This window comes from Aliiglaciecola lipolytica E3, from assembly GCF_000314975.1.
In the GTDB taxonomy this organism is placed as follows: Bacteria; Pseudomonadota; Gammaproteobacteria; order Enterobacterales; family Alteromonadaceae; genus Aliiglaciecola; species Aliiglaciecola lipolytica.
Genome location: NZ_BAEN01000015.1, coordinates 102,115 through 121,307 on the forward strand (window position 1 = coordinate 102,115; position 19,193 = coordinate 121,307).

Consider the following 19,193-nt stretch of genomic DNA (forward strand, 5'->3'; position numbering starts at 1 on the left):
TAACTTAATTAACTTAGTTTTTCCAAGTTAGTTAAAGCAAATTTAATTTCTCTATCACTAAATAGATTTAATTTTCGCTGTGCCCATTTTGCTCCAGCAGGCCAATTAGCTATTCCGTCCCTAATAGACTCAACTGTTGCATCACAATGTTGCTTAGTAATAAGCCAATCTACTGTAGATAAAAGCTCAAGACCAAAAGGAGACTCAAAGCCATTAATGACTTCAGTTGCTTCTTCTAATGCTGGTAAATACTCTTTTGCCTCGGTACTTAAGTAGGTCGAAACTTTTTGCCTCTCTTTTTCATTGAACCAGATGACATCTAAAGGATCACAATCTGGAATACGTTTATCTGATTTCAAATAACTACCATCTAAAGCATTTAACAAGTGCTCTAAGTTGTTGGCATATGGGCCATAATAATTAGCTTCGAAGTTAAGCTTCAACTCATTTTTCAGGCCTGAATTTTCAATGGTTCTCTGTAAAAACCAAGCTAACTTTTGAATTTCTAGTAGGCTACACTCCATGCCTAATATCCAATAGCGTCTTACCAATTCTGCAACTAACGCTCTTGCAGGAGTTAGTTTCTTTACACCTGATTTTTTAGCTACATTTTGATATTTTCTTGTAGGTTCAAATACAATAATATTTGTGGTTTTAATGTCTGATAATGCTTTTTCAATTTCTAATTTCACCTCAGGCCAAGATAGACCACCTTGCCCTGCGCCAAGAGGAGGAATTGCTATAGAACTGACATTATTGTTTTCTATAAAATGGCGAAGATCAACTAAGCCATCTTGAACCCATTCCATTTTAGATTTTGCACGCCAATGCTGCTTGGTAGGGAAGTTTACAATCCACCTAGGCCCCATTAATTCGCCTGTTTCAGTAACAAACATTTTGCCCGTAGTTACTTGTTTAGCTTTACATGCACTTGCATATTCTGCCATATTTTTAGGAAAGCGCTCTTTGAACATTAACGCAATGCCTTTTCCCATGACCCCTACAGTATTGACTGTATTTACTAGTGCATCTGCGTTAGCTTCGAGTAAATTACCTTGTGTATAAGTGATCATTAGAAATACCATCCCGGACGTACAATAACGTCCAAATTCATATTGCGTTGTTGAATATGTTGTTTTAATTGTTGTTCAACTTGAGCGTTGTAACAAGCTATGCCTAATAAAGCATTTATTGGACAATGCTGTTTGATTAATGCCTCAGCTTGGTATCGCTCGAACTTCGCAGGATCATTCAGATCTCTAGCAAAATTCCTTGCTTGTAAAATAGGCCAATCTACCTGCCTTAAGTAGCTTAAGTCAGAATAGAAATTAGCCCATTGATAGTATGCATGCATGTCTGTATAGACAAATTCCAAGTTTAGTTGCTCAACTTTATGTAATGATGATACCAAAATAACAATGTCTTCGTTAGCTCTCTGAATAACACCTCGTCCTGACTTTATGTTGAGCAACATAGGTGAGAAAGGGGTAAAGTAAAAAGGCACATAGTCATTTAATGAACCAAAAGGAGAAATCGGGACTGGATGAGTTGCTCGTTTTTGTATTAACTCCGAACTACCGATTGCTTCCCAATTAGGTGACTGCACCTGACTATTACCACAATACAAACCGTTATCTAAGATCCACGGTATATTGTTGCGATGCACTATGCGCCAAATTAGCGCTTTTTGTGGGTTAAGAGTTTGACTATAGTTATACAATTTACTCACCAACAAACATTGCAGGATTAATATCTACATGACATTCAACATTATGTGAATTCAGCAGCCTATCTACAACTGCTTTCACTCGTGCATTTTTAACATAAATACAGAAAATCAAGTTGGGGTTTACACTTGTAGGCGATAAACACTCCGCCATACAGGCTACTTTGCACGCTCTATCATCATAATCTCTTTCTTCCATCAATTCCCAATCAATCGCTAAAAAGCCGGCATCATAGTCTAAAATTTGATAACCCTGTTCAGCTAAAGGGTGTGTAGGTACAATTTGCCAGCCATTTGCTCTTGCTGTACTTCTCCGGATAGCAATTAAGACGAAATCTTTATTCGGGTACGATCTCTGTACGCCATAATCAAAGGGGTTTTTGGCGAAAAAGTGGAACGGTACATAAAGATCTAAGCTGTGGTTAGCCCTAGAATCTAATATTTCACCATCAGCAACATCTTCAAATCCATCATTGCTTAGCTCACACCTTGGTTGCAATCCATGCTGAAGAATCGATTCTAGATTTTCTAAAGCAGATAAGTGATAAATTAATCTTCCATCTCTAATCATTGTTCATTCCTTTTATTGTTTTACTTTAAACTGAACAACATTACTCATCGCTTAAATCCTTTAAACTTGCGCATAGTTTCTGAATCTTTGATTTGGCATCGTTGATACTTTTCTGATTTTTATCACTGAAGTATTTGTAAATACCAAGGCTTGGTAATGCTAAGCCACTCAGTTCAAAACCTTCACTCTCTAATACACTTACTAATGTATCAGGTGCATTCTCTATCTCACCACCTATAACTCTAATATCAAAGCAGCCAGCTGTTTTATGGATCTCAATATAATATCGCTCTCCATGATGAACAAAACCGCTTAGTTTCAAATGCGCACTTTCTTCACGCGATTTAACTGGTACATACCATAAACTTGAAAACGGTGTTAATAGGGTTTCGTCCAGCGATAATTCAAGTTCTAGAGTTTTCGTGTAAAGCTCAACATGAGGATGGTTCCGCTGTGACTGTCCAAGTAACACAAATTCAGAATTATTTTTCTCTATAAAGCCTTGCTGGCAGTACGCCATTAATTCTTTATGTTGAATTAAAGCTTTTCTCCAAGGCTCAATTTCCTCAGACTCTATAGCGTTGGAGCAAATAGCAGATAGTGACGTTTGTACTTCATTAGAATTAAATAGTGGGTCATCTAATACTACTTTTATGTAACTTTGCTTTTGTTCAATTGAAGCTGTTCCGAAACGCAATAATCTTTTCCAACTATGATCACGAGGAATATTATTTCTGGTATCTCGTGATGACAGCATATTGTACTTTCCGCGCTTGTTGTTGGTGAAGTACTCACCTTTACTAAGTACCGCTCTCTCCCACAGATAATCAATTGATGCTGAGCTATTTTCTATTTCGTCAAAAACACCTTGAATAGCATCAGAATATCGCTTGAAGCTGGCTAAATACTCGTTATCTTCTTCAGCGTCCCAGTTGCAGTGTTCGTGTTCTCGGTAAAAACTTAGAATTTTAGAAAAGTTTAAAATGCAGCCAATTTGACCTTTTAAGAACGAATGCTGTTCTGCGTTCATAATTAGATCACGCCACTCTTGCGACCTTAATAATAAATGGGCCTTAATTTTTTCTTCAACAATCTGAGCGCCAGCAAAACCTGATATTTCAATATCAGCAGCTAGGCTTTCTAGGATAGGTTTATCTGATTGACACAACTTATCAATAGCAAAGAATGCTTTGTAAAATTCATCTGAGGTATTGGTAATGGTGTTTTCGGTTAGATTAAATACAACTCTCAACCATTCATTTAATTCCGTGTCAGAAGGTGATTTGGAAACATAGTTATAAAATGCATAGAATCTTAATTTATCATCATAACTAGCGTCATTTTTTAATACATTTTTAAAAGTTTTATACTCAGAATAATGATAGTCATTCTCTAAGTAGCTATGTATTTGGTTATCGATTAAACCATCTCTAGATATGAGGTCAAGGAAGCTAATAAGGCGAACAATAAACTCTTTATTTAAGCAGTCTAGTACTTCATATTTAGAAAGCGTAAGCGCCTCTAATCGTCCGTTACGCCCAAAGAGTTCTCCACTATTCACATGAAGATCGATTGGTGAATCTCGATGGTCAATTAGGTATTGATAGGCAATGACTAAGCGAATGAAATTCATTAGTTCATCATCAAAGGTATTGTCATTAGAGCAGACATTTCTATAAGGCCAAAATAGGTCTGCCCAGTCAGTATCTACTTTATGTATAAAGTAATCATAACCGCTAGCGTTTTTGTTAAATGGTAGAGAGTATGCGGGCCAAGGCTCTTCAAAAGACTTAATTTTTTGCTCTAACTTCGCCTTGAAATTCTCAAAAATAGTAAGCGGTTTACCACGAGCATTCATTTTTATATAAAGCTCGTCCGACAAACCAAATGAGTGAAGGTCTAAAAACTGAAACGTAATGTAAGGATTACTTGTGTTGGTAATTCTGTCATACAAGTCAATATCACTGCCAGAGAACAAAGTTTGAACAGCATCGAGCATATTCAAACAAGCTTGCACTGTTGGGTCTTGCTGCCAAGACAAATAAAACCATTGGCTATTTTTGATCTGATCACTTATCACTGTATTTGAAAGCACAAAATCTTTCGAGGTTAATGCATCAAAAAACTCAGTAGTACTTGGTCGCGTTTTGTAGGTTAACCGTGAACGGTGCTCATCAGTTACAAATCTACTTCTAAATTCTTCGATATGATCATGTTGAACAGCCAAATACCAATGTAACAAATACAAGGTTGTTAAACGTTGCTGCCCATCAAGCACTGAAAACGCCTTGCTTTGGCCTTCTTCAAAGTTGCCATATACAAAGTCTAAATCAAGTGGCAGGCGTGACTCAGCATTATTATATAAAGCTTGAGATAAAGAATTTAGAAATAGCGTTCTTACTTCACTTTCTTCCTTTCGGCCCTGAGCATAATCTCGCTGCAATATAGGGATTTCAATGGTCTCAACCGTGTCGATATCAAATAAACCGTAAAGCGTTAAGCTTTTTCCCTTACTCATGAACTAACTCCTTTTTGATGAACGCCTACTCCCTGAAAAAAACCAAACAACATTTCAATCATTGCTCGTTGATGGTCTTCACTGTCTCTTGTTTCCCAAAACAGCATCTTATCTACTTGTTTGCTGTAGTACTTAAGAAAGGCATTTTTAGTACAAAGCGGCACAAAGGTAGCTTTTTTATCTAAAGCAATAATTTTTGAACGTTTAATGGGGAACACAGCGTTTTGGTAACTACGGTTAGTTGAACTATCCAGCAATGTTAAGTTACCGATGGAATTATCAACGTCTTCGTTGCCGTCAGGGTCATAATGTTCTCTTACCTTGTTATACAAGGTTTCAAACTGGTCATTGTTGAAAGTGGCAGTTTTTATCAAAGCTTGGGCTTCAAGCCTGATATTTTGCTCGTCACTAACCGTTTCAGTATCAGGTTCGTATACTGAAACGTGTTCATCGCTAGAAATATAATCAACAACATTTTCAAGCCATGCTTTTTGTTTGTCTTTACTGTTTGGCATATCAGAGGCAACAGAGCGGATATGTTCTATATCCCAACCATTTGATGGGTCTTTATATTTATCAAATTGAAAACGCGCATTGCTTGCAGGGTTTGCAAGTAGGCTAGAAACATTAAATAGTAATAATATGGGCCTTAGCTTGTGAGCACCTGACTCATAAGTGAAAGAATTTAATATTTCTTCAAGCCATTCTTGAGATAATGCCTCGATGTTACCACCAGTAAACGTTCTGTTTAATACTTGCTCAAGTAATGTCTGGCGAAAGTCATATTTTGTAAGTGATGCCTGATGTAAATCGAAAATGTTTGTTATAGATACTTTTTGCGAGACCAAATAACCAATCAAGTGAAATAGGGCACGGTCATTATACCACTCTTCCAGCGTCATAAAGCACTGTTTTATCTTTAGCCACTCACGCGTTACATCGACAGTTTTATCTTGTTCGCTATTAGTGTTTAGTAGTCTGTTAAATTTCAAAAAGATCTCTAGTTTGTCTGTATCGAGAATTCCTTCACTATCCAAATTTTTAGCCGCTAGCGCTAAGACAAATTCAATGCGGTTAGTTTCAATTCGGTTATTAGTAATGAAATACCAAAACGCTTCATCTTGTAAACGCTTTTCAATGGCATCCCATTCCTGAGATATCTTTAATTGTTGTAAGTCTTGAATTGGTTTATTACTATCAGGTTCGGTTACATCTTTGGCAAAGTTACTTGATTTCAAAAATAGCGCTTTGACTAATTCAGCGTTAACGAGAGGAATTTTACCCATATTTAGTCGGGTAAATACTTCGGTAACATTTTCAGTTTCGTCAATTTGATACCATATGACTTGAACACTCTTCTTTGTATCCTTGGGGCCTAACAATGTTTGAATAAAGTCAACTTTATATGTGCCATCTTGCGCCTTAAACCATTCTTCTACTGCTTTTTTAGCTTCTACGATATGGAAGAAGTCAATGTTCTCCTCACCGCGTTCCTCATTGATATCCTGAAGAAATTCAGCACTTTCTTCTCTGGTCTCATAACTCAATTCATAACGAGATTTACCTAGTAGAGCAAGGATGTCTTTTAAGTAAGTTAGAATTATATATATGGTTGTCAGTCGCTGTTGCCCATCAACCAATTCCCAATCGCCATTATGCTGTTTAACAACAATGGGCTGTAAGCAATAAAAAGTATTTTTAGTACTATTTTCCGCTTGTTGCTGAAACTCTTTGATGTCATCAAGCAACTCAGTAACTTGCCGTTTAGACCAGCGATAACCACGTTGGTAGGCAGGAATGAAAAAGGACAACTCCAGCAGGTCATTAATAGGTTTTAACTCTAATTCATTACATTCAGACATCCGTGTTCCTTATTTTTGATTAAATGGTAATCGTGTGCGGCCAGTGAGTAGTTCTTGCATCATGGCTTGTTTGATTTTGTGTTTTACGTTCTTTTTGACCAACATTACCTGATCCCTGTTTCTGATTAGCTTAATAAAAACTTAGTTCTTTTGTCTGCGTCGTTTAAACAATCGTTAGGCACAAAAATCCACCCTTCACTTTGAGACGTATAGTCATCTGGAACTGTTAAGCACTGCGGTTTAAGTGCGAACAGCTTAGCAATCAATGCACAAGTCAACGCATCTATATGATCTTGAGTTGCCAACCTCGCATCTAACAATTGTTCTTTACCAAGTTCATTTATAATCCAGCTTAACGATGCTTATTTTTGCATACTAAAAATAACTTCAGAATATGCACAAGGTGAAGGATAAGCTTCGATAATGGTTAGGTTTTCATCCTGCCATACACCAGTTTGTAAAATATTCGCAGCAAACTTGGCTACAACATGCATCCCTTTAGTGGCCTGACTGCCAATCATATCTTTGATGGAAGAAAGCGGTGTATAACCCCAACCTGCTAAAAACTGCTCAGTTTCTCGAAAAAGATAAGGATTTAGTGCACTGGGTGTTTCACCATCTATGTATTTCCCATCCAATAATGTCCGAAAACCGTCACTGAAGCCGAGCGGTGTATGAATTGCCAGAGTTACCTTACCATGTAAATATTCAGTCTTGCACAGTGTAAACATGGCCTGAATAAAGGAAGGTTGATCCGGTGATTCATGGATAATGGATGATAAATTACCGCGACAAGGCAAACCTACAATCTGACCTTGGCTGTCTAAGATAACAATGGCATCGCGACTGTTCCTATTCTTTGAACAATTCCAACCACCAAGATCCCAGCCGATAAAATAATGCCCTTTAAGCACACCATCAAATTCAGTCACAGGCTTGCACCAATATTAGTAATACCATGTTTATTATCTCTCACTTGGGAATAACGTTCTTAGCATCGAATCACTGGATGTTAGCATTAGTGAGTTGTCTTCTTCTGTTGCTTCAAAGCTTACACTCTTCACTTTATGAAACTTGATTGATTCTGGAACAAAACATAATGCTGGGCTATTCTTTTCGAAAGGATCATCTAAATTGGTGGTACCCAATAGACCGCTTTTTACTTGAGAGTACTCCGGAAATAAAACCACACATTGGCTATCACCATTTTTTTGTATTGAAGGGTATATAATTCCGTTAATTTGAGAACCAAATTCGGTACTGAGAAACTCAAAGATGACTTGAGTCGCTAAATAATCATGTTGATTATTACGACTAGACGGTCGTGTAAGTTTGAAGACCAACTCTGGGAAAAAAGCGTAAGCATGAGATAAAACCAGCCATCTATCTGAAAATATATCGTCATTAATTTGAACATCTTTCAAAATGTTCAAATCCAAGAGTTTTAAAGCTCTATTCGGGCGAAATTCTCCGGAAACCACACCATCGCCTACAATTGGTCTTAATTCACTAATACATGTATTTCGGTCAAATGCTGCATAGAATGCGGATACACCTGCTGGAGTCATTCGCTGTGAACTAGCAAATTTTGCAGGCACTGCTCCTAACTGGTTTATAGGATCTTTATCAATGGCTTCAATATCAGCAATAGAGTAACCCACTCTTGCACGGTAAAGAGGTTGTGTGACTGGTAAATCAACAACTAAATGCTTTAGTAACTGACCGTCCTCGACAATTGTTTCAAATAAGTCCTTACAAAACGTGAAGGCCAACTTATTAAAAAATCGCTTACTATGTCGTATTGAATGAGTAAAATTATACCAACGCTCTTCGAAATCATTTAATTCATCAAGGTTGCCATCATTTAAAACATATAAAAGTGAATAGCCATTCTGATTGGTTTCATCCGGTACTTTTTCGATAAATTGCTCTACAAATGACTCATTTACTAAATCGAGGTGGGATTCAAAGAAGTCAAATAGTTTAAATACATGAGGGTCAGGGCTACCGCATTCGAATATCATCGCTTGGTCATGCTTTGATAACTCGTCCGTAGTGACCAATATTTCTTTCGCCTTACCTAGCAAAAACTGTTCAAACTTTTCATCGTCTACACAGATATCTTGGTTATCACAATAGTCACAACTTGCAACTAGACCATGACTAGTAACAAATGTTTTTAAGGTATTGTGGTTAACACACTTCACGCAGATCAAAATGGCAACCTTGTTTTGCCTGTGAGTAGCTCTTGCATCATGCCTTGTTTAATTTGACGAGTTTTCTTTAGGCGGTGTTCAAGTGTTTGAATTTCTTCATCTATATCCGAGAGAATAGTGGCGATTGCTGTTTGTTCTTCAATCGAAGGCTTAATAACTTTTATATTTAAGCAAGATTGTTTGTTTAACTTTGGTTGAGCTGTCCCTGAGTTGAGTAGTGAGTAATCTAAACTTTCCAAATAAGGTATCAAAAAATCAATATGGTAGTTTTTCTTCGGGGTCATGACATGAGCATGATTGTTTACCCAAATTTTTCCACTTGCTTTAAATGCTAAAGGTAAGCTCCTACTTAATATATTTTCACCATCCTCACCTAGTAAAATAAACTCTCCATCGAAAATAAAGTCATTTACATAGTCAACTATCCCTGATGCACCATAGTATGGATATTGACCTTTAATTCTTGCTCTATCACCAGACTTTAGTGGCCGTCTTTGCCCATCAAAAAAGTTAGCAGCTTCATCTAAAGTAACTACCTTCCAGTCCTCTGGAATTTCGCCTAGGTCGCTGGGTTTTGTGCCTTTGGATTGGCCTTGCTTTTTGCCTTCAGTGTAAGTAGCAAACTGCGGTAAACGGGTTTTACCTGTAAGCAGTTGCTGCATGGTGGCGGTTTTAATCGCTTGTTTTTTGGCGATAAGCTTTTCCAATTCCGTTAATAGCGCATCCACATCAGATAAGGCATTGGCAATGGCGGTTTGTTCTTTAAGAGTTTCTGGCACGGGAACTCTATATTGCCTTAAACTACTTACAAGAACACTTGGTTGGCTCGTTGTTGCAGTGAACCTTTCAACTTCTTTGAAAGCAAGCTCACTCATTAAAAAGTGACAAAGATATTCAGAGTATAACTTTTCCTGCTTTGGAGTAATTCGAGCAATATTTTGTTGAATATGATACTTGTCGTTTTCGTAAATTACGGCAGCATTGCCAATTGAGCCAACGCATGGGTAGATGACATCCCCTTTAGTTAACCTAGAACGCTTTAACTTTAGAGATAGTGAATTATCAATTCGAGTAAGCTCTCGGTTTATAATTCTGTTCTTTCCTATATTAAATCCTCGCAGTGCAATAATTTCACCTGCTGGATTCTCTTTCCACATACTAGAGTATTCTGCACCTGCAAGCCTCGAAATCACTGATATGTCATTAAGAAGGTGGATTTCCCATTTATCCGGAATAATACCAACTTCTGTTTTGTTAAATCCTTCTGGAACTTGTTGTTCTGTTACACTCATAGCATCCACTCCAACCCCATTGCTTTTAAATGGCCTGCCACTTTATCACTAAGAGAATCAACAGATTTGGCGAGTTTTGGCAGTGGAGTGCTATAGCGCTCTTCCAGTTGTTTAACACGGTTTGCCATTTGTTGGGTAACACGTTCAATTTCAGCAACGATATTTGCTTGTAATGTGGCAAGCCATTTGTCATCGACAATCAGGGCTTTTAATTCATCAATATTAAGTTTTGGATATTGACTGAATACCGCTAAATCCAGAGTTTCTTGCGCTTCTTTAACCGCTTTTTTCGCAGCCGCTTCAGCATTAAACAGTTTAGTTGCTTGTTTCAGCGCTTTAATTTCGTCAGCATCGGTTGCTAGCTTAGCTCTGGCAGCAACGCTGGCTTTGGTGATTTTGTCTTTATCGTTGAGGGCTTCAACCAATAAGCCATCTTCGCTCCCTGTTCCAGAAGAAGCATGTTCCTCAAGGTAACTTTCAAGTGCTTGGGTGGCTTCGTCTTGTTTGGCTTGCAGAGCATCAACCTGAGCTTGTTCGTCAGCAAAGTAACGGGCAACGATTAAGCTTGGTGGAATAATCTCTGCTTTGTACTTTTTCTTGTTAATAATTAAATCAGGTGTTTCTTTTAGCTTTTCGCCTTTTTTAGCTACAAGTTCACGTAATGTATTACCTACTTGCCAATCGTCCTGTACCAATACATACACATCGTCCTGCATGGTATCAGCCCAGTAATCCATCAGGATTTGGTAAATATCGTATTTGCTTAATAGGTCACTATTGACATAGCTATGTAACAAGTTCTCTGAAATGTTAAAGATAAAGTTTTTAGGGTTATCGCCTACTTTAATCTCTTTTAATTTCGCTTCTGGTATCCATTGTTTAAATGGCAATAAGCTGCGAGCGGCAAAGTCTTTAAATTCTTGGTGAGCCAAAATAGTGCTTTTAACTTGGCTAGCTTCAACCAGTGCGTGGCTATAGCCTTCACGTTCAGGTTTAAATAAAGTTGCTCGAATGCTTGGGAATACCTGCCAGTAATGCTCAAGGGCATCAATGTCACGGTTTGGAATGCCACCTTGCAGGTGAGCGCTTAAATCGTGTAAATCTTCTGGCTCAGACGAGTCGATATAACGCGGGATGTTAAGGTTGTAATCATTCGCGGCAATTTCATCAATTTCCACTAAGCGGCTGTAACGCTCAAGTTCTAAGCCTTTGTTAAATACATCAACAATTTTATGAATGTCTTGGCTGCGCAGTCGGTTTTTGTTGCCATCTTTGATAAAGCCTTTGCTGGCATCAACCATAAAGATTGGGCGACCTGAAACTGTTGGCAGCTCAATATCGCCTTCGTTAAAGCTAGTGACTGCTTTTTGTGCGTGTTCTTTATCAATCACGATAATACACGCAGGAATACCTGTGCCATAAAACAAGTTGGCAGGTAAGCCAATAATGCCTTTAATGTAACCTTGCTTGATGAGGTTTTCACGAATTTTTGCTTCGGCATTACCACGGAACAGTACGCCATGGGGTAAGATAACCGCGCCTTTACCTGTGCTCTTTAAGCTTTTAATGATGTGTAGTAAAAATGTATAGTCACCGTTTTTCTCTGGCGGAATACCCCAAGTAAATCGACCATATAAATCTTCGTTTGGATTTAACCCACTCGTCCAGTTTTTATTCGAAAATGGGGGGTTGGCCACTGCAAAATCAAAGGTTTTAAGTTGATTAGGTGCATCTTTCCATTGCGGATCTGACAAGGTATTGCCTTTCCAGATTTTTGCCGTGGCGTTGTTATGCAAGATCATATTCATGCGAGCTAATGCACTGGTGGCGTTATCCATTTCCTGCCCAAAAATAGACAAGCCACGCGGTGCTTCATCGCTAGCTTTTAATAAAAGTGAACCCGACCCGCAAGCACAGTCATACACAGTTGCGTCTTGGGAAGTGCTTTCGGTTATGCCCACAACCTTGGCTAAAATTTGCGAAACTTCAGATGGGGTATAGAATTGCCCCTTTGATTTACCTGATTCCGTAGCAAAGTGGCGCATTAAATATTCATATGCATCACCTAATAAATCATCACCCGCAGCGCGGTTGGCCGTTAAATCTAGACCTTGGAAAATACCCACCAGTTTTGTGAGGCGGTCGATCATTTCTTTGCCTTTGCCTAACTTGTCTTCATCGTTGAAATCGGCAACGTCAATCACACCTTTTAAATCGTTTTCTTCGGCAAGGGCTGAAATGATTTTATTAATCTTATCGCCAATCTCTTTGTCACCCTTAGCGGCAACCATATCGTCATAACTAGCACCTTTTGGCACTACAATCATGCCGTAAGGGTCACCTTTGAACTTGTCTGAAACGTACTTCATAAACAACATGGTGAGCACGTAATCTTTGTATTGGCTAGCGTCCATACCGCCACGTAGCTCATCACAGCTTGCCCAAAGAGATGAATATAATTCAGTTTTTTTAATTGCCATTGTATTCCTTTAAGTTCCTTTTGTAAGAACAATGCTGTTGAATTGCCCCATACAATTTATGTAGAAAGGGCCAACAGGCAGTTCTAAAATGTTTGTTGTTATTTTTGTTATTGGTATTCAGACAGTCCGGGTGCTAGTGAGCGACTTTCGACGTTGTACAAGGTTTGGTGATTACATAGCCACAATTGATAGTGAAAACCCTTAAGGCTGTGATCTTCCGTACAGTCCACATTCCAATGTCTTAGCCAGTAACCGGCTACGGCAGCTCTGACAGTTAATTTTAGCTTGCCACCTTCCATGTTAAAGTCATGTGCTATGGTATCCGGCTGTCTAACATTTCGTTTATTTGGATGTGGAACTAATTCTAATTCAACCATTCTATTCCATTGATGATCTGAAAGCTTCATTTCACCTTTAACTGGATTGTCGTGATCAATTTCTACAGAAACAAACCTTGTTAATACATATGATCTATATTCTTTTTTAGAAGGATCAAATGCTCTTAAGTACCAATGGATTCCATTGTCAAATATAGCTAATGGATACAGCAGCTTATTCGACTTACCACTTACTAATGCCTTATAAGTTACCTTAAGTGCTCTCGAAGATGAAATTGCACGCGTAACGCTAGATAGCACATCTACGTCAGGGTATGCCAGTCGTGGGGGATTAAGTACGCCATTAAATTCTGATAGGCCCAGCGACTCTGCAACTTTTGAGGTACGCAGTTTCGAAAGGGCACGTTGAATAGAAAATGCAAACAACGGCTTAAATTTGTTTTCACATATTTCATATTTTTTTGTTTTCTGATTTAGGGCAAGGTTTTGTTCTGCATGCTCTCGGTAAAGACGTATGTCTCTTGTTGCTGCGGCTTCTCCTAGTTCAAACCTTTCTGTCAGATCAGAACGAGAAACCCAGCCTCTGAATCGCAACATAAACTCGATGTACTCCAGTCTATCATGCACATTTTTTGGAACTTCATTGATATCTTTCATGTGCCATCCATTTTTTTACTTTTATGTTAATAATATAAACTACTTATAATCACTTTACATCATCAATATGATGATGTATAAATATCATAAGTATCGCATATTGCGATCTTTTAATTTTATAAACAACTAATAGGAGGCCCTCATGGCTACCAATGGAAAATCAGGTGATAACCGTCGGCATGGTGCCGTGCGGGGTCGCTCACAAACTAAAACCCCTTCTGGTCACTATGTTAAACGTGACTCCGATACGGGCAGGTTTTTAGACGTGAAAACGTCCGATAAGACTCCTTTTAAAGGCGTAAGGAAGGAGAAGTAGTATGGCTAACGGCAGAACTCATAGCTTGGCGGGTGGGTTAACAGGCCTCGCGGTCGGGCTAGCTAATCCTGAGTTAATAGATAAAGATCCCAAATTATTATTAACCGCGCCCATTGTTGGAACACTTTTTGGAAAGTTACCTGATATTTTAGAGCCCGCGTTTAAAAATCCTCATCATAGACAGTTTTTCCATAGCCTAGCTTTTGTAGGATTAGTGGGATACGGCACAAAGAGAGTGTATGACTGGGATCCTGAGGACAATTTAGAGAAAGTAGTTCGGCTACTTTTATTGTGCGCCAGCGCAGGATATTTAAGTCATTTAGTGCTTGATGCCGTTACTCCCAGAAGTTTGCCTTTAGTAGGTAAGCTTAAAAGTTCTTAGCAAAAGGTAGTTTAATATGTCGATACAGAATAGGTTTTCAAAATTTCACGACAAAATAAAGCTAGGTAGAGAGGACGATGCTTACCGAGAAGCCAGAGCCAAGGACAATAGCATATTGGATGAGATTAAGGCCGAATTTAGAAGTGCGGGCTATCCAATAATCGAAACTTTTATTCAGGGATCACTGAGTACATATACAGGAATAAAGCATCCAGTAGACGACTTTGATATTGACAGAGCCGTAGTGATTGACGCCGACAATGCTCCCGATAACCCAGTTGAGCTAAAAAAGCTTGTATTGAAGGTACTTGAGAAGCGTGGATTTAAAAACGCAAGGGTTAAAAAGCCTTGTGTCACTGCCGACTACATTAACCTAAGTCTGCATATCGACATTGTTGTGTACAGGAAAGGTGGTGAGCAGTATGAGTTGGCAGTCGGTAAGTTAAACTCGAATGAACAAAATCGAGAATGGTCACCCTCAGAACCTAAAAAGCTGATCGAGCACATTAACAATAGTAGCCTGTTTATTGGCTCAGCGGACCTTAAAATAAAGCAATTCAAGCGGTTGGTTAGATATTTTAAGCGATGGCGTGATGAGAAGTTCGGGCAGGCTATTGGCAAGAAGGTTTTTTCAATCGGATTAACCTTAATGCTGAAAGAGCAGTTTCGTCCTGCGATAGATAACAACGGTAAGGTCGATGATCTTCAATCACTGCGCGACACCGTCGGGGCAATTATGGCCAGTAATTATTTTCATTGGGCCGGTGACAATAAATATAAGGTCAACGTTTATTTACCTGTGCAGCCATATATAAATGTGTTCGAAAACAGCAGTATTGATACAGGCACTCAGCTCTATAACAAATTTAAGTTATTGCTCACAAAGCTTGATCAAGCTTTAGAGGAAGATTCACTGAAGAAGCAATGTGAAATACTACAAGGACTATTTGGTAATGATTTCGAAGTTCCCGAAAAAGAGCAAAGTAACAATGCTGGAAAAGTAGCATATAGCAACGCCGGTGTGGTTGGAACGTCGCAAGGAGCGTAGTTTGCAAAGTAAAATCAAGCAGCATCTTACGCGGATTGGGTATGACTGCATTGTGAGTGACATAGGTGGATTCCCTCGGCTCGTTGTCAACGTAACTATTGCAGAGTCCGAAATCCAGTTGATGCTGGCGGCTGAGCCTCCTTTTCATAGCCTTCCAGAATTTGTATTGATTGACGCTGACTCTTTTGGCAGGCTAGCTCACGTTACTGTATACCAGTATTCTGGTGCATTATTTGGCGCTGTTTGTGTTAATGATCCTGATTCCCTATCAATAAATTTCGAGCAACCACAATTAGTTGTCGAAGAGTCCCTTAAACGGCATGTGGCACTGTTAGAGATGTGCTTAACAAATCCCGATTGGAATAATAAGGAGTTGCTTCGTGAGTTCTATAGTGACTGGCTAAGAAAATGTCGGCAGGATGATTCTAAACCGCTACTGGCGAATATTGAAAAGCCCATATTGCAAAGGCTGGTAGTATACGCACCTTTAAGCGATAAGGAGTATGGCATCGAAAGTCATTATATGGTGCATCCTGCTGATAATTCCTTTTCTGGTATCAGCGATATTCACTTGTCTATGATGAAGGGAAATAGGGAAGCCGCAGGTATAGCATTAGTCATTCCTATCCATAAGCTCACTCCAGCACCGTCTCGATTTGACTCTCTTGAGCAATGGTACATTGATACCATCACAGCATTACCAACAACAATCAGAAATGAATTACAGCAAAAGTTTGGCCAATGGCGTGATACTACTTATTGGATAGTTTTTACAGCTAATACAGTCAATGATGATCGTACATGGTTTGCCCTAAAGCTTGTTTGCAAATCAAAAAAAGCGCTACCTCTAACGGGTGAAAAGCTAAAAGACTGGACACTGGCAGCCTTACCCATCCGGTTATTTAATCAAGAAAGTACGGTACAACGAGGCGGTGGACGATTGTCTCTTTCAGATAAAAAGGTGGCAGTAATAGGCGTCGGTTCTGTCGGATGCGAAATTGCGCACAAGTTGTCAGCTGCTGGTGTCAAATCTTTAACTCTGGTAGATCCGGACATATATGAAATCAATAATTTGTATCGCCATGTTTTAGAGCAAGGCTGGGTCGGTGCACCTAAATCATTTGCCCTAAGTGTGGCTATTCAGAGGCAGTTTCCTTGGTCTAACGCAACATGGTATCCATATGATCTAATGAAATTTGCGCGGAACCAAAATATGGAAAGTTATGATTTGCTTGTCATTGCTATTGGTAATCCGACGCAGGAGCGATTGTTTAAGCAATATTTATTAGATAACAACACATACGTGGCGGTAATCAATAGTTGGTTGGAGGGATTTGGGATTGGTGGCCATGCGGTATTGGATGTTTCTGAGTCAAAAGGGTGCCTGCTGTGTTCTTATGTCTGCCCAGAATCTGGTGCCCGGGGGTTAGTTTCAAACATGAACTTTATAGAACCAAACCAAGTGACTATGAAAAGTATCGCTGGATGCGGTGAACAATTTATTTCTTATGGTGCTGCAAGTTCAGCTCAGACTGGTGTAATGACGGCTAATCTAGCGATTAGATATTTGGAAGGTAAGCAAACGGAATCATGCAAAACAAGCTGGAAAGGTGATGACGATGATGCGGTAAATGAAGGTATTAAGTTAACTCATCGTTTCTACAATTTTAAGCATTCGCTTGAATATTTGCCGCTTACTGATGAGGACTGCGATGTTTGTTCTTAATAGCGAAATGGCGACCAATGGTAAAACAAAGGTTCATGTACCTTTGGAGTTGCTCAACATTTGGCGAGATAACCGTCAATTAGACAAAGATTCGTATGAAGCATTTGGGGCGTTAATTGGCTCTCAGTCTGAATGTGCCTCCGAATTCTGGTTGAACACATGCACGTTACCTCAGAAGCAGGATTCTGCAACTAGAACAAGTTTTAATTTGCGAGCGTCACACCATCAACGTGTTGTTGATTCATATTTCAAAAGCTCTAAAGGTACTTTGGGATATGTTGGAACATGGCACACACATCCACAACACACGCCTATACCGTCGAATGTTGATATTTCTGATTGGCGTGAATGCATCAAGCGTAATCCAGACCGAAGACTCCTTTTTGTGATTATTGGCCAAGTAAATATGTGCATCTTTAGGGAAGTTGAAGGGATTTTTGAGTGTGTTTATAAGGAAGAAATAGATGAGTAATAAAACTTTGATTTTTCATCAGGCCTGTTTTTATCCATTGGAGTCGGTTTCCAAGCTTACGGAGTTCTTACATAGCTTCAATGTTGACGGCAGTGAGATGCATGTTGGGTTGCTTACTGACGAACATGTAATGAACCAAGTGTATGTAATGTATTCAAATGAGATCAAAGCCAGCTTCCGGCTTAACCTACCTGATGATGAAATGGTAAAGGCTCTGAATTTAATTGCTACAAAAGGTGATATTGAACTAAGGCATCTACAGGGGAGAAGTTTGACTCGGGCAAATCTCAGCTCTATTGATGCGCTTTTCAGTGTGTGGGATGCGTGCAACAGTCAGTCTTCAAATATATCAGTTGCTGACTTGATAGATTATATCACCAGAAGTACAGCAAACAGGTTTAACAAAGGACGGGGAAACGATTTCACAACACCTACAGTCAACCAAGTCAAGCGTGATAGCCATGGCTATTGTATGTTTGAGGGTTGTGGAGAAAAACTAGATATTGATTCCCTTACTGGTGAATCAGGCAACTACTCTTACTTGGCACACAATGTTGCTTCCTCAGAGTCTGGTCCTCGGGGTATCATCTATTTGTCAGAGCAGCTATCAAATACACCAAGTAATGTTCTCCTATTATGTGATAAACACCACAGATTAATCGATAGAGTTGCTTGTGCAAATTATCCTGCAACCAGACTGACTCAAATGCGGTTTGAATTTCAAATTAATACAGAGAAATTGCTTGAAGGGCTTAGCTACCATCCCATCCCGGTTTTCTCTGTACTGTGGCCTGTCGGGGGGCATGTTGTTTCCCCCCCAGAAATGAAAGATATCGCAGGATGTTTATCTCGTTTAAAAGCTCGTATCAAGGGAACGCTGAACAATTTAAGTGGTAATGAACGTCGATATATCTCAAAGCCAGAGCGATTTGTGGAAGATATGGATGAAATCGTGTCCGATGAAGCTAAGGATATTATCAATCAATCAAAGGATTTCGGGTATCGCGCAGCTCTATTCGCATTCGGGCCCATGCCTGCATTAGTCGGGTTGGGAGCTAGCCTAGGTAACAAGTCTGAAATTACACCAATGCTAAGATATCGAGATGGTAACAACTGGCTTTGGCCCCAGAGTGCAAAGATAGAGAAGCCTTATGAAATAAACGGTCTTAGCGATATGGTGCGGTCGACAGACGTTACATTAACTGTAGCTCTTACCAATTTTCCTGACGCTATGAAGGTTGCTGCTGATAATCTGGCACACCCTGAAATATCTATTATTGCAAAGCAAATGGGGAACGCTGCAATACCTCATCCTGAGAATGGGCAGGAGCTAAAAGCAGACCTGCACTCACTACTCCAAACATTGCGTGACAAATATAAAGTCGAGCGAGTACATTTGTTAATTTGCGCCTCAAATGCTGCCTGCGTGTTCGTAGGGCAAGCATTTGATTTATATCAGCCAGAAATGGTGGTTTATGATTTTAATGGCAAAGAGATGATGCCAGTAATCGTCATTTCTCAAAAAAAGAATAAGGTTCATTTGTCATTGCCTTAAGAAAAATTTTAGAAATGACATGTAAAGTAGGAGA

The 19,193-nt window shown here is 39.2% G+C and carries 15 protein-coding genes; 5 read left to right on the plus strand and 10 right to left on the minus strand.

All coding sequences use genetic code 11. The features are described from left to right. Positions 1 to 8 precede the first annotated feature (8 nt). The 10 genes from darG to GLIP_RS02785 all read right to left on the minus strand — a co-directional run bounded on the left by darG (position 9) and on the right by GLIP_RS02785 (position 13,660). Positions 9 to 1,085, minus strand: a complete 1,077-nt coding sequence (gene darG, locus GLIP_RS02740; RefSeq protein WP_322786208.1) for a type II toxin-antitoxin system antitoxin DNA ADP-ribosyl glycohydrolase DarG — start codon at positions 1,083 to 1,085, stop codon at positions 9 to 11. After that, positions 1,073 to 1,720: a type II toxin-antitoxin system toxin DNA ADP-ribosyl transferase DarT gene (darT, locus tag GLIP_RS02745; protein ID WP_008843034.1), complete on the minus strand. Its 648-nt coding sequence runs from the start codon at positions 1,718 to 1,720 to the stop codon at positions 1,073 to 1,075. Before darT ends, darG begins: the two co-directional genes overlap by 13 nt. A gap of 1 nt (position 1,721) precedes the next feature. After that, on the minus strand, positions 1,722 to 2,297 hold the full coding sequence (locus GLIP_RS02750) for a DarT ssDNA thymidine ADP-ribosyltransferase family protein (protein WP_008843035.1): 576 nt from the start codon (positions 2,295 to 2,297) through the stop codon (positions 1,722 to 1,724). Between the two features lie 40 nt (positions 2,298 to 2,337). Further along, positions 2,338 to 4,815: a DUF262 domain-containing protein gene (locus GLIP_RS02755; protein ID WP_008843036.1), complete on the minus strand. Its 2,478-nt coding sequence runs from the start codon at positions 4,813 to 4,815 to the stop codon at positions 2,338 to 2,340. After that, positions 4,812 to 6,677, minus strand: coding sequence for a DUF262 domain-containing protein (locus tag GLIP_RS02760; protein ID WP_008843037.1), 1,866 nt, complete (start codon positions 6,675 to 6,677; stop codon positions 4,812 to 4,814). Before GLIP_RS02760 ends, GLIP_RS02755 begins: the two co-directional genes overlap by 4 nt. A gap of 362 nt (positions 6,678 to 7,039) precedes the next feature. Beyond that, on the minus strand, positions 7,040 to 7,609 hold the full coding sequence (locus tag GLIP_RS02765; protein WP_008843039.1) for a hypothetical protein: 570 nt from the start codon (positions 7,607 to 7,609) through the stop codon (positions 7,040 to 7,042). Positions 7,610 to 7,642: 33 nt separating this feature from the next. Further along, complete coding sequence (locus GLIP_RS02770) at positions 7,643 to 8,884, minus strand: RES family NAD+ phosphorylase (RefSeq protein ID WP_226992166.1); 1,242 nt, start codon at positions 8,882 to 8,884, stop codon at positions 7,643 to 7,645. A gap of 5 nt (positions 8,885 to 8,889) precedes the next feature. Further along, a complete protein-coding gene (locus tag GLIP_RS21860; RefSeq protein WP_008843041.1) occupies positions 8,890 to 10,185 on the minus strand; it encodes a restriction endonuclease subunit S in 1,296 nt (431 codons plus the stop codon). Further along, positions 10,182 to 12,665, minus strand: coding sequence for a type I restriction-modification system subunit M (locus GLIP_RS02780; protein WP_008843042.1), 2,484 nt, complete (start codon positions 12,663 to 12,665; stop codon positions 10,182 to 10,184). Before GLIP_RS02780 ends, GLIP_RS21860 begins: the two co-directional genes overlap by 4 nt. Before the next feature lie 107 nt (positions 12,666 to 12,772). Continuing rightward, on the minus strand, positions 12,773 to 13,660 hold the full coding sequence (locus GLIP_RS02785; RefSeq protein ID WP_008843043.1) for a helix-turn-helix transcriptional regulator: 888 nt from the start codon (positions 13,658 to 13,660) through the stop codon (positions 12,773 to 12,775). 317 nt (positions 13,661 to 13,977) lie between these two features. On the opposite strand from GLIP_RS02785, the gene GLIP_RS02790 reads away from it, so the two are divergent. The 5 genes from GLIP_RS02790 to GLIP_RS02810 are packed head-to-tail and all read left to right on the plus strand — an operon-like array spanning position 13,978 to position 19,159. Further along, the gene (locus GLIP_RS02790) at positions 13,978 to 14,358 is read left to right on the plus strand and encodes a metal-dependent hydrolase (RefSeq protein ID WP_008843044.1); all 381 of its coding nucleotides are present in this window, start codon (positions 13,978 to 13,980) and stop codon (positions 14,356 to 14,358) included. A 16-nt stretch (positions 14,359 to 14,374) separates the two neighbouring features. Further along, positions 14,375 to 15,406 (plus strand): nucleotidyltransferase domain-containing protein, encoded by a 1,032-nt coding sequence (locus tag GLIP_RS02795; protein ID WP_008843045.1) that lies wholly within the window; start codon positions 14,375 to 14,377, stop codon positions 15,404 to 15,406. A 1-nt stretch (position 15,407) separates the two neighbouring features. Beyond that, positions 15,408 to 17,132 carry a ThiF family adenylyltransferase gene (locus GLIP_RS02800; RefSeq protein ID WP_008843046.1) on the plus strand — a complete coding sequence of 575 codons (1,725 nt, stop codon included), beginning with the start codon at positions 15,408 to 15,410 and terminating at the stop codon, positions 17,130 to 17,132. After that, the gene (locus GLIP_RS02805; protein ID WP_008843047.1) at positions 17,119 to 17,604 is read left to right on the plus strand and encodes a Mov34/MPN/PAD-1 family protein; all 486 of its coding nucleotides are present in this window, start codon (positions 17,119 to 17,121) and stop codon (positions 17,602 to 17,604) included. The genes GLIP_RS02800 and GLIP_RS02805 overlap by 14 nt, the downstream gene beginning before the upstream one ends. After that, positions 17,597 to 19,159: an SAVED domain-containing protein gene (locus tag GLIP_RS02810; protein ID WP_008843048.1), complete on the plus strand. Its 1,563-nt coding sequence runs from the start codon at positions 17,597 to 17,599 to the stop codon at positions 19,157 to 19,159. Before GLIP_RS02805 ends, GLIP_RS02810 begins: the two co-directional genes overlap by 8 nt. Positions 19,160 to 19,193 lie beyond the last annotated feature (34 nt).